The 12283-nt window shown below is 66.0% G+C and carries 8 protein-coding genes; 5 read left to right on the top strand and 3 right to left on the bottom strand.

The annotated features are described in order from the left end of the window. Both VFW84_RS03015 and VFW84_RS03020 read right to left on the bottom strand, forming a co-directional pair. Nucleotides 1-2117, bottom strand: a 2117-nt coding sequence (locus tag VFW84_RS03015; protein WP_329678953.1) for a UvrD-helicase domain-containing protein, incomplete at its 3' end; no start/stop codon positions are given. Beyond that, nucleotides 2114-4951 (bottom strand): PD-(D/E)XK nuclease family protein, encoded by a 2838-nt coding sequence (locus VFW84_RS03020; protein WP_329678954.1) that lies wholly within the window; start codon nt 4949-4951, stop codon nt 2114-2116. The genes VFW84_RS03020 and VFW84_RS03015, both read right to left, overlap by 4 nt. 113 nt (nt 4952-5064) lie before the next feature. Here VFW84_RS03020 and trxA point away from each other — a divergent pair, with 113 nt between their 5' ends. The 5 genes from trxA (at nt 5065) to ybaL (ending at nt 10833) form a co-directional block, all read left to right on the top strand. After that, nucleotides 5065-5394 (top strand): thioredoxin TrxA, encoded by a 330-nt coding sequence (gene trxA / locus VFW84_RS03025; RefSeq protein WP_329678955.1) that lies wholly within the window; start codon nt 5065-5067, stop codon nt 5392-5394. A 295-nt stretch (nt 5395-5689) separates the two neighbouring features. Next, a complete protein-coding gene (gene rho, locus VFW84_RS03030) occupies nt 5690-6952 on the top strand; it encodes a transcription termination factor Rho (RefSeq protein ID WP_329678956.1) in 1263 nt (420 codons plus the stop codon). A gap of 95 nt (nt 6953-7047) precedes the next feature. Continuing rightward, nucleotides 7048-7302, top strand: coding sequence for a type B 50S ribosomal protein L31 (locus VFW84_RS03035; RefSeq protein ID WP_329678957.1), 255 nt, complete (start codon nt 7048-7050; stop codon nt 7300-7302). Nucleotides 7303-7368: 66 nt separating this feature from the next. Continuing rightward, nucleotides 7369-9057 (top strand): hypothetical protein, encoded by a 1689-nt coding sequence (locus VFW84_RS03040; RefSeq protein WP_329678958.1) that lies wholly within the window; start codon nt 7369-7371, stop codon nt 9055-9057. A gap of 81 nt (nt 9058-9138) precedes the next feature. Beyond that, nucleotides 9139-10833 carry a YbaL family putative K(+) efflux transporter gene (ybaL, locus tag VFW84_RS03045; protein ID WP_329678959.1) on the top strand — a complete coding sequence of 565 codons (1695 nt, stop codon included), beginning with the start codon at nt 9139-9141 and terminating at the stop codon, nt 10831-10833. Here ybaL and phoR read toward each other — a convergent pair whose 3' ends face one another. Then, on the bottom strand, nt 10834-12168 hold the full coding sequence (phoR, locus tag VFW84_RS03050) for a phosphate regulon sensor histidine kinase PhoR (RefSeq protein WP_329678960.1): 1335 nt from the start codon (nt 12166-12168) through the stop codon (nt 10834-10836). It abuts the gene before it with no gap. Nucleotides 12169-12283: the final 115 nt, after the last annotated feature.

Raw genomic sequence — 12283 nt, forward strand, 5'->3', positions numbered from 1 at the left:
AATCGCCGCGCCAGGGTGTCGCGCCACTGCGATTCATCCAGTGGGGTGTCCTGCTCAGGCAAGGTGTGCAAGGCCGACCACCAGTCGGACCGAGCGGCGCCGTCCCCTCGGGTCTCATGGACCCGTCGGGCCACCGCCATGAGCACCCGGTCCGAGGCATCCAGGGCTGGGCTGCGCAAAGCCTGGGCCAGCGCCAGGTCATGGGACGGCGTGGTGACCGCCTCCATCACCGCGATCAGATCGCGTGCTTCGGGGGTCTCGACGAGCAAGGTGTTCTCAGGTGCGGCATGCACGATGCCGCGCTCTGCCAGCGCCTCGGCCACCCAGGCCAAGCTCGCGCGCTTGCGGGCCAGCACGAAGATCTCACCGGGCTCCCGCCCCTCGTGCTCGATCAGGTGGCCGATGGCCTGAGCCACATGCGCGGCCTCTTGCTGACGCAAGACCGTGGCCGCCTCATGGCGGGGCGTGAGCAGGCTGTCCCGCCAGGCATCACTCTCATCGGCCTCGGCATCCGCCTCGGCCTGAGCTGCTTTGCCAGGGCGCAGCACCTCCGGCAGAACGCGGATGCCGTGCGTGGCGTCCGACGCTGTGGTGTGCGGGCGGAACCCCACAAAGAGTCCCTCCTGGGCCGCGGGCGCCATGACCCGGTTGAGCAGATCGATGACGCCGGGCGCATTGCGCCGAGTGTGATCGCAGGCCAGCAGATCGCCCCCCAGCACACGACAGACAAAGTCCTTGGCGGCCTCGAAGACCCTCGGGTCTGCGCGACGGAAGCGGTAGATGCTCTGCTTGGGGTCTCCCACCACGAAGACCCGCAAGGGACTGTGCCCGCTGCCACCGCCACCCGCACCGGCGTAGGCCGACAGCCAGCCATGCAGCGTGGCCCACTGCAGCGGGCTGGTGTCCTGGAATTCATCCATCAGCACATGGCGCACCTGCAGATCCAGGCGCTCCTGCACCCAGCCCGACAGCACCGGATCCTGGTGCAGCCGGGCCGCTGCCAGCTCCAGATCCGGGATGTCGATGAGACCGCGTTCTCGTTTGAGTCGGGCGTAATGCGTGAACAGGGTGCGACTGAGCAGCACCATGGCGCGGTGCGACTCCGAGGCGCTTTGCTGACGCTGCGCCTGGACCAGGTCCATCAGCCAGGACTGTGCCCAGGGCAACAGGGCCGCATCGCTGCCCATGCGTTTGCGAGGTTCGCCCTTGTCGGTCAGGAAGATCTTGCACAACATCGCAAAGCGCGTGCGCAGATCCGGCTCCAGCCAGGCCGACACCACGGCCTGTGCAGCCTCCTGCGCCCCCTTGGCCTTGGCCTGGCCCATCTCATGTGCCAGTTCGTGGAACTGGGCGCGAATCACCGATTGATCGAGGTGCTCCAGGGGTTGATCGGCCTGCGCAAAGGCCTCGAACACCTCGCGAGCCGGCGGCACACTGCCCCACCAGGTGCCCGCCTCATCGGCGAGCTGTAGCTCCATCCGGTTGCTCAAGGCCTTTTGCAGCCAGGTTTCCAGATTGCTGCGCCCATCATTGGCGATCAGCCAGTCGAAGGCGGCGCGCACCGGGTCGCTGTCTCGCTGGTCGATGTCCTTGAGCAGGGCGCCCCACAGACGGGGCCAGAGTTCATCCACGTCATCCACCAGTTGCAACTGGGGCGGCAACCCCAGTGCGGTGAGCGTGTCCAGGGGCAGGCCGCGCACAAGACGCGAAAACCAGCCATGGATGGTGCTGATCTGCGGGGCCTCCGACGTCTCCAGCCAGCGCCCGTACAGCGCCGCCAAGGCAGGCGCGTGTGCCTGTGCCTGGGCCTCGTTCATGCCCCTCAGTTGCAGTTCCAGGCAGCGCTGCTCGTGGCTGCAACGCGCCATCTCCAGCAGCCACTGGGACAGGCGTTCGCGCATCTCGCCAGCGGCCTTGCGCGTGAAGGTGATGGCCAGGATCTGTGAAGGCGGCACCCCTTCGGCCAGCGCCCGCAACATGCGGGACACCAGCATCCAGGTCTTGCCCGCCCCAGCGCAGGCCTCCACCACCACGCTGCGTTGCGGATCGCACGCGGCCTCGTAAAAGGCCTCGGGCGTCACGAACTGCTCATTGCGGATATAGGCGGCGCGGCTCATGTGCCTGACTCCGGTGTGTCGGTGAGCGCGGGCCAGTGATCCTTGCGGCACAGGCCGCGCACATCGCAGTGCTCGCACACGGCGCCCTCGCCCAGCGCCTGCATGGGATGCCCCCGCCAGATGCGCGACAGATCGGACACCACGCCCTCTTGCAAGGCCTGGGCGCTGCGCAAGGCATCCGGGTGCTCGAAAGCCTCCATGCCACTGTGGTGCACACGCAGGTAGAGGGCTTCCATCGGATGGCTGTGATCGGCCTGCGGCGCATCTTGCCATTCATGGGCTGCCAGCAAGGCATAAAAAGCCAGTTGGGTGTCTTCCAAGGGCTGGCGAACCTTGTCCTTGAGAGGCTGTGCCGCCCCGGTCTTGTAGTCCATCACCCGCCACTGCACCCCTTGGGCGGTAGCGTGTCGATCCACGCGATCCAGATCGCCATACAAGGTGACCTGGGCATGGCTGGGAGCCTCTGGCAAGGCGATGCGCCACTCCAGGCGGCGCTCCAGGGCTTCCCAGCTCCAGCCCTGGGCCTCCTGCGCCCGCACCCATTCGACATAGGCCTGCGCCAATTGCGGCAGGGTCACCCGATAGGGGCCGAAGTAGGCGCGCTGAGGCTCGCTCAACAAGCCCATCTCCTGAGCCACGGCCTCGGCCTGTCGCAACCACAGGGCCACGTCATCGGCCAGCGCGGCCGGCGCCAGATCGGCTGGGCGCTCCTGGTGATAGCGTTTGAGCACCTCGTGAAGCCAGGTGCCATGGTCGGACGACTCCAGCCCTTCCTCCAGTTCATCCAGTGCCCGCAGCCCCAGCACGCTGCAGGCAAAGTAGCGATAAGGGCATGCGCGCAATTGCTCGTACGCACTGGCCGAGAGGCGTTGCGGCGCCAGTGCATCGCCAACATCCAGCGCCGCCTGAGGGCGCGCCTGCAAGGCCAGCGGCATGTCCTGATGGCACCTTGGGTCCACCGCGGCCGGCCAGCTGTGGTCCAGCAGGTGTCCGCTCTGCACCCACCACCACCGTGTCAGCCAAGGGCTGGGGGCCACCGGCTCGCCATCTCGCACCTGTCTGGCCAGCGCGACCATGCCGGGGGAGCAGGCCAGCAGGGCAAACGCCTCCCATTGACTGCGCTGCTGCTGCGCGGGCTCGGGCAGGCTCAACTGGCGCGCCAGAGCGGGCGCCAGCCAGCCAGCGGTCGGCACGGGCCCGAGTTGCCCATCGTCCGCCCCCGGCAGGATCACCGCGCCAAAGGGACGCAGCACCGCCCGGCTCATCGGGGTGATCACCACATCGGGAGGCTGGGGCGGCGCCCCCGGCATGAAGGTCGCGCCTTCCAGGGTCTGCTGCACCCATTGCACCAGGTCTCGCAAGCCGGCGCGCGTGCCTTGTGCCGCCATCACCCAGGATCGGCCCAAACCATCACCCTCCTCGGCCTCGGGGTCCTGCAGACGCAGGGCCTGGAGCACCGACCGCCCTGCCTCATCGGCTTCCAGGCGTGACCAGATCCCACTGGCGCGCAAGGCTGCCGCCAGCACATCCAGAGCCTGGCGCAAGGTGGTGCTGCGCTGGGCATGCAGCGCCTGCACAGGTTGCAAGACCCCCTGGGCCCACCCCCACAAGGCCGACGGCTCCTGGCTGCCCCAAGGCGAGAGCAGACCCATCTGGCGCCAGCGCTTTTCCAGCGCATGGACGGCCTCATCCCCCAGCCCCCCCCCGTCGACCCAGCCACTGATCAGCCAGTCCAGCACATCGTCGGACGAGGCCTGAGGCTGCGCCGCGGCCAGCAGGCGGGTCACCGCCGCCGCCGCGCGTGTGGTGGACAGTTTCCAGCCGCTCTCGTCGGCCAGCAGCAAGCGGCCTTGCGATTCCAGTGGGGCCAGCAAGGCGCGCACCCGACGTGTCAACACGCGGTCCTGAGCGACCAGCGCCACGGGCCGGCGATCGCCCTGCCCGCGCGCGGCCTGGACGGCGGCGACCACCATGGCGGCGGCCACCTGGGCCTCGTCCTCGGCATCACGCGCCTGGTAGAGCGTGGGACAGGTTTCGATGCGGGCCTCACCCTCGCCAAAGGCCGGCACCACGGCGGGTGTCCAGCACACAGGCACGCCCTGACCCACGGCATGACGCAGCAAAGCGAGCATCAAGGCCGACTCACTGCCCGGCACCAGGTCGCGCCCCACCGTGAGTGCCACCCAGGCCGCCGGGCGATGCTCGAACAGCCCCGAACGCCGAGCGGCCAGTGCTGGCGCGGCGTCGATGGCCCAGGCCAGGGCCCGTGCCGTGAGCCACTGCTCCCGCAAGCCGGGTGCCGCGTCAGTCAAATCCGGTACCACTGCCCCGTGGAGCTGCACCCAATCCCGGGCCTGGGCCACGAACAACTGCTGCTCGCCGGGCGACAGCACCAGACAGCTCTTGAGCCAGGCATGCGCCACCTCGACCAGACGATCCACCGCATAACGGAAGGTCTCGGCATCTTGCTGACGCCAGGCGCGGCCGGAGGCCTCGCTGGCCAGGCGCTGGGCCACCACCAGCGTGTCGATGCTCACATCGAGGGTCAGCACGCTGGCCTCGCCTGACGCGGGCGTGTCCACCTGAGGCAGACGATCGATCAGCGTGCCCACGGTTTCAAAGCGCGGCAGCCAGCCTCCGACCGCCTGAGCCCACGCCTGCCGGGCGGCATTGAGATGCGCGATCTGCGGCAGGAGCACCACGGTGTCCTGCACCGTCACGCCCTGAGCGCTCATCCATGCCCGCACGTCCCGGGCCCAGGTCTGCCACTGGGACGCATGATCCGCGCCGGCTCGCCATACCCAGGGGTGCTCGGGCAGGCTCTCTTTGTTCAAAGCTATCTCCATGATTGAGAAATGATGCAGTGCAAACGCGGAGCGAGCCGGGGTTGTGTGTCAGAATTTCTTGCAACAACCTCATCAAGGTTGATGTTCCCAAGGATAGTGTCATGAGCAACGAACTGATCAAACACGTGAGCGATGCGTCTTTCGACGCGGACGTTCTGCAAGCCGGCCAGCCTGTGCTGGTCGATTACTGGGCCGAGTGGTGTGGCCCCTGCAAGATGATCGCGCCCATCCTCGATGAAGTCGCCACCGCCTATGACGGCCGTGTCACGGTCGCCAAGATGAACGTCGATCAGAACCGCGAAGTGCCTGCCAAGTTCGGCATCCGTGGCATCCCCACCCTGATGATCTTCAAGTCGGGCCAGTTGGCAGCCACCAAGGTCGGTGCCCTGTCCAAGGCGCAACTGACGGCTTTCATCGACGCCAACATCTGATGCGGCCATCAGCCCCCGGCTGACCCTATAATCTCTCAACCGACCGCTGACTGCGGTTGGTTGACGAGACCCAAGCGGCCCTTCCAGGCCCTTGATGGTTGCAGTAAAGCAACACTTTCGCCAGTCGTGCCGGGGCGGTCTTCCCGGCGTACCAGTGATGGTCAACGTGCTGGCTCACCCTCGGCCCCACCAGGGCTGATCCACTCCCCCCAGTTTGCAACGTCGGTTGGCCATCCGTCAGGCGCCCAGTGCGGCATGACGACAGCCTCCCCGGTTTTGTTCAGGGTACAGATCCATGCATCTTTCCGAACTGAAGGCGCTCCACATTTCGAAATTGGTCGAAATGGCTGAGGGCCTGGAGATTGAAAACGTCGCTCGCATGCGCAAGCAAGAGCTGATGTTCGCGATCATGAAAAAGCGCGCCAAGGCGGGCGAGCAGGTCTTTGGGGACGGCGTCCTCGAAGTGCTGCCCGACGGCTTCGGCTTCCTGCGCGCCCTCGACGCCAGCTTCCTGGCCAGCACGGACGACATCTACCTGTCGCCCAGCCAGGTGCGGCGCTTCAACCTGCACACCGGCGACCTGGTCGAAGGTGAAGTGCGCGTCCCCAAGGACGGCGAGCGCTACTTCGCCCTGGTCAAGGTGGACCGCGTCAACGGCCTGGCGCCCGAGGTCAACAAGAACAAGCTGATGTTCGAGAACCTGACGCCGCTCTTCCCTGAAGAGCAGTTCAAGCTCGAACGCGAGGTCAAGGGTGACGACAACATCACCAGCCGCATCATCGACCTGATCGCTCCCATCGGCAAAGGCCAGCGCGCCCTGCTCGTGGCCCCGCCCAAGAGCGGCAAGACGGTCATGATGAAAAATCTGGCGCATGCCCTGGTGGCCAACCACCCGGAAGTGCACCTGATCATGCTGCTGGTCGACGAGCGCCCCGAAGAAGTGACTGAAATGCAGCGCACCGTGCGCGGCGAAGTCATCAGCTCGACCTTTGACGAGCCCGCCCAGCGTCACGTGCAGGTCGCCGAAATGGTGATCGAGCGCGCCAAGCGCCTGGTCGAGCTCGGCAAGGATGTCGTCATCCTGCTGGACTCCATCACCCGCCTGGCCCGTGCGTACAACAACGTGTTGCCCAGCTCGGGCAAGGTGCTCTCCGGTGGTGTGGACTCCAACGCCCTGCAGCGCCCCAAGCGCTTCTTCGGCGCAGCGCGCAACATCGAAGAAGGCGGCTCGCTCACCATCATCGGCACGGCCCTGGTCGACACCGGCAGCCGCATGGACGAAGTGATCTACGAAGAGTTCAAGGGCACCGGCAACTGCGAGATCCACCTGGATCGTCGCATGGCTGAAAAGCGCGTCTACCCCTCGATCCTGATCAACAAGTCAGGCACCCGCCGCGAAGAGTTGCTGCTCAAGCCCGAGATCCTGCAAAAGAGCTGGATCCTGCGCAAGCTGCTCTACCCGATGGACGAAATCGAGGCGATGGAGTTCGTGCTCGACAAGATGAAGTCGACGAAGAACAACCACGACTTCTTCGACATGATGCGACGCGGCGGCTGATCAGCTGCTATAATCGCGGGTTTTCCGGCTGTCGGAAAGTGCCTGGCATGGTGCCAGTGTGGCTGCCGATGATGCAAACAGCATGAGGTTTCGAGATGAAAGAAGGCATTCACCCCAACTACCGCGAAGTTCTCTTCGTGGACCTGTCCAACGGCTTCAAGTTCGTGACGCGTTCGTGCGTGCCCACGAAGGAAACCGGCAAGACCGACGACGGCCGTGAACTGCCGCTGTTCAAGCTGGAAACCTCCTCGGAATCGCACCCCTTCTACACGGGTCAGCAAAAGAGCGTGGACACCCTGGGCGGTCGCGTCGAGAAGTTCCGCAACAAGTTTGCTCACCTCAAGAAGTAATCAACCCGGCCCTGTCGGTTTGTTTCTCAAAGGGCAGCTTCGGCTGCCCTTTTGTCTATTAAACGCATGAATTCTCCCCGCGCCACCGTCACACCCGCCCTGGTCATGCAAAAGGCCGTGCAGCGCATGCCGCGCTGGGCGCTGTGGCTGTTCTGCGGGGCCTATGTGCTGCCGGGCCTGTTCGGGCGAGACCCCTGGAAGAATGCCGACATCTCGGCCTTCGGCCAGATGTGGAGCCTGGCGCTGGGGCAGGCCTCCTGGTGGGCACCCCATGTGGGAGGTGTGCCCCCCGTGGGCGGTGGTGTCCTGCCCTACTGGCTGGGCGGGGGCTTCATCGCCTTGCTGAGCCCGTGGGTTGACCCCGCGCTGGCCGCACGGCTGCCCTTTGCCGCGCTGCTGGGCGCCGTACTGGCCCTGACCTGGTACACCACCTATCACCTGGCCCGCACAGATGCGGCCCAGCCCTTGCCTCTGGCCTTCGGAGGCGAGGCCCCGGTGGCCGACTACGCACGCGCCCTGGCGGACGGTGGTCTGCTGGCCCTGGTGGCCACGCTGGGCTTGCTCCAGCTGGGGCATGAAACCACCCCGGAAATGCTGCAGCTGACCGGCAGCGCCCTCCTGCTCTATGGGCTGGCGGCGGCCGCCTACCGTCCGCTCAAGGCACGCGCCGCCACGGTGGGCAGCCTCCTGATCCTGGCGGCCAGCGGCAGCCCCACGGTGGCCCTGCTCCTGTCGCTGGTGGGGGCTCTGGTGTGCCACTTCTCGCGTGATCCGGTCATGCATCGCCACATGTGGTGGGTGCTGGGCGCCGGCCTGGCGGCATCGCTGCTGGCCACTGGCCTGAGCCTGATGGGTTTGTCGGGCTGGAACTGGCGTGTCGGCAGCAGTTTTTCACCGGGCCCGCTCCTGCGCCTGTTCATGTGGTTCACCTGGCCGGCCCTGCCTCTGGCCGCCTTGACGGTGTGGTCCTGGCGGCGGCAGATCTTCCGCCGCCACATCGCCGTGCCCCTGTTCTCGGCCCTGGTCGGCATCGTGGCCTGTATCGCCATGGGCGGACATGACCGGGCCTTGCTGCACTCCCTGCCGCCGCTGGCGGTGCTGGCGGCGTTTGCGCTGCCTGCCATCAAGCGGGGCCTGAGTGCAGCCATCGACTGGTTCTCCGTCTTCTTCTTTTCTTTGTGCGCCGTGGGCATCTGGCTGATCTATGCCGCCATGCACACCGGTTGGCCCGGCAAGATGGCAGCCAATGTGGCCAAGCTGGTTCCGGGCTACAGCCCCCACCTCTCCTGGGTCGCGCTGGTGCTGGCGGCATTGGCCACCCTGGCCTGGATCGCACTGGTGCGATGGCGCACAGCACGCCACCGCCCTGCCCTCTGGAAAAGCCTGGTGCTGCCCGCCGGTGGCGTGGCCCTGGGCTGGTTGCTGCTCATGACCTTGTGGCTGCCGCTGCTGGATCAGGCACGCAGCTATCGACTGCTGATGGATCGCATCGATCGCCATGTCCCCATGGGCAGTTGCGTACTGGCACCCAGGGCTTCGGTGGGCCTGCTGACGGCGCTCGAATATTTCGGGCAACATACGGTGCATGGTCTACCGGGTGTCGAGCATCAAGCGATGCCGGGTTGCGACACGCTGATCCTCACCGTGGCGGCCCGCCAGAAACCACCTCAGCCCCGAGGTTGGTCCTATGTGGGACGAGAGCGCCAGCGGACGCAGAACTCCGAGTCGGTCGCCATCTATCGCCGCACGCACTGACCCACGGGCAACCGAGTCAGTGCACCTCGCCCGTCGGGCCCGTCCGGCGGTTCAGTCCAACGTCACGTTTCACTGAATGGCATGGAACACAACATCTCCCTGATCACCACCCTGGCCGCAGGTTTCGGCGTTGCCCTGGTCCTTGGCTTCATCGCCGAGCGGATCAAGCTGCCGGCACTGGTGGGTTACCTGCTGGCCGGCATCGCCATCGGCCCAGCCACACCGGGCTTCGTGGCGGATGTCCATATCGCCTCCCAGTTGTCCGAGATCGGTGTGATGTTGCTGATGTTTGGCGTGGGCTTGCACTTCTCGCTCCATGACCTGCTGGCCGTCAAGCGCATTGCGGTGCCCGGCGCCGTGGTCCAGATGAGTCTGGCCACAGCCCTGGGCATGGGCCTGGCCATGTGGTGGGGCTGGAGCCTGGGCGAGGGCCTGGTCTTTGGCCTCTCCCTGTCGTGTGCCAGCACGGTGGTTCTGCTCAAGGCCCTGGAATCACGCGGCGTGCTGGAGTCCATGAACGGCAAGATCGCCGTCGGCTGGCTGGTGGTCGAAGACCTGGCCACGGTGCTCGTGCTGGTCCTGCTGCCCCCCTTGGCCGGCGTGCTGGGCGGTGCCGTCCCGAGCGGCACCAGCAGCACGCAGCCGCTGTGGATGACCATTGGCGGCACCCTGCTGCAGGTGGGTGCCTTCATCGCCGTGATGCTGATCGCAGGTCGCCGGGTGCTGCCCTGGATCCTGTGGCAGGTGTCCAAGACAGGATCCCGCGAACTCTTCACCCTGTCCGTCATCGCTGCGGCCATCAGCATCGCCTATGGGGCGGCCGAGCTCTTCAGTGTCTCGTTTGCCTTGGGTGCCTTTTTCGCCGGCATGGTGATGCGCGAGTCCGAGTTCAGCCACCGTGCGGCAGAAGAGTCCCTGCCATTGCGTGATGCCTTCTCGGTCCTCTTCTTCGTGTCCGTGGGCATGCTCTTCAACCCCAGCATCCTGATGGAAGAGCCCCTGCATGTGCTGGGTGTGCTGGCCATCATCATCGTGGGCAAGGCCTTGGCCGCCCTGGTGCTGGTGCTCGTGCTGCGCTACCCACTCAACACCGCCTTGACCGTGGCGGCGAGCCTGGCCCAGATCGGCGAGTTCTCCTTCATCCTGGCGGGGCTGGGCCTGTCTCTGGGTTTGCTGCCCGTCGAGGGCATGAACCTGGTGCTGGCCGGCGCTCTGATGTCCATTGCCTTGAACCCCCTGCTCTTCACGGTCATTGCCCCGCTGCAGCGCTGGCTCTTGAGCCGCTCCGACATGGCCCGCAAGCTGGACCAGCGCGAGGACCCTTTCGCCGAGCTGCCCATGAGCACCGAGCGCAAATTTCTGGAGGGGCAGGTGGTGCTGGTGGGCTATGGCCGCGTGGGACGCCGCATCGCCAGGGAACTCGATGCGCGCAACATCCCCTATGTGGTGGCCGAGCAGAACAGAGAGATCGTCGAAGACCTCCGCAAGCGAGGCGTGGCAGCGGTGTCCGGACACGCCAGCGATCCCGCCGTGCTGATCCAGGCCCACATCGCCGATGCGGCGATGCTGGTCGTCGCCACCGCCGATACCTTCAACGTTCGCCAGATGGTGGACACCGCACGCACGCTCAACCCTGCCATCGAGGTCGTGCTGCGGAGCTCCAGTGAGGATGAGTCACAACTCCTGCGCCATGAAGGCCTGGGCACCGTCTTCTTTGGTGAAGAAGAGCTGGCCCGGGGCATGAGCCACCATGTGCTGCAGCGCTTTGCGCCCTGATCAGCCCTGGCGCACTCGCACGCGCATGGAGGGCACGAGGATGGTGAAGGTCGAGCCCTTGCCCTTCTCACTGCTGACACGCAACTCGCCCCCATGGCGCTGCACCACGTGCTTGACGATGGACAATCCCAGGCCCGTGCCTCCGGTGTCGCGTGAGCGACTGCCATCCACACGGTAAAAGCGCTCCGTGAGGCGAGGCAGGTGCTCCGCATCGATGCCGATGCCGCTGTCGCGCACGGAGAACTCCCCGCGCCCGTCCGGGCAAGTCACCCACGACACCGTGATGCTGCCGCCCTCGGGGGTGTAGCGCACGGCATTGGACACCAGGTTGCCCATGGCGCTGAGCCACTCGCCCTCCACCCCCGCCAGCTCGACCAAGCGCTCTGCCGGGGCCACCGAGAACACCAGGGTGTGACGATCCCTGGAGAGCCCGCGGGCATCGTTGGCGATGCGCTCCATCAAGGCACTCACACGGCACCAGGTGTCCGAGGCCGGTCGAGGGCTGCCCTCGATCTGCGCCAGCATCAGCAGGTCGGAGACCAGCGTCTGCATGCGATCAGCCTGCTGCGTCATGAGGGTCAGCACCCTCACGCGTTCGACATCGGTCAGCGGAAGGTTGACCAAAGTCTCGATGAAACCACTGAGCACGGTCAGTGGCGTGCGTATTTCATGGGACACATTGGCCACGAAATCCCGGCGCATGGTGTCCGAGCGCTCGCGCTCGGTGATGTCCTGCGACAGCACCAGCTTGAGCCCTTCGCCATAGGCGCGGATCGTCACCGACAAGGTGGTGTGCCCACCCTGGGATGCAAAGGTGATGGGCTCTGCGTAGTCACCATGGGCCAGGTGCTGCACAAAGGCTGGGGCACGCACCAGATTGGTCACCCTTTGGGCCAGGTCCCGCACCGGGTGCAGTCCGAAATGCAGGGCCGCTGCCGTGCTGATCCAGGTGATGTGCTCGGTCGCATCGAGCAGCATCACGCCATTGGGCGAGGCCTCGATGGCCGAGAGAAACTGGCCGAGACGCTCACGCTCATTGAGAATCTCGCGCTCGCGATCGCGCAGGACGCGATGGGTGCGGTGAGCCACTTCCCCCCACAGCCCCGGCAGTTTCGGCGGATCGACATCGGGCGTTCGCAGCCAATCCATCAACTGATAGCCCTTGAGGGTGTCCAGCACGGTCACGCTCAGCAAGGCCACAGCAGCGGCCGACAGGCCGGTCAGCACGGGATAGCCCATGCGAGCGCCCAACCACCAGCCCGCGTAGCCCCCCACAGAGCCGGTCAGCACACGCGCGGTCACGCGCGACCACAACCAGGTGTTGCTTAATTCCACAGGAACCTTGAGGAAAGGTGGATCAGGCCGCCGTTGTCAGTTGCTGGGTCAGGCGATAACCTGCCCCACGAACCGTTTCGATCATCTGTGCGCGCTGCACGGGCGACAGAGCCTC

Origin of the sequence: Aquabacterium sp. (assembly GCF_036279655.1) — a bacterium.
Taxonomy (GTDB): Bacteria; Pseudomonadota; Gammaproteobacteria; order Burkholderiales; family Burkholderiaceae_C; genus Aquabacterium.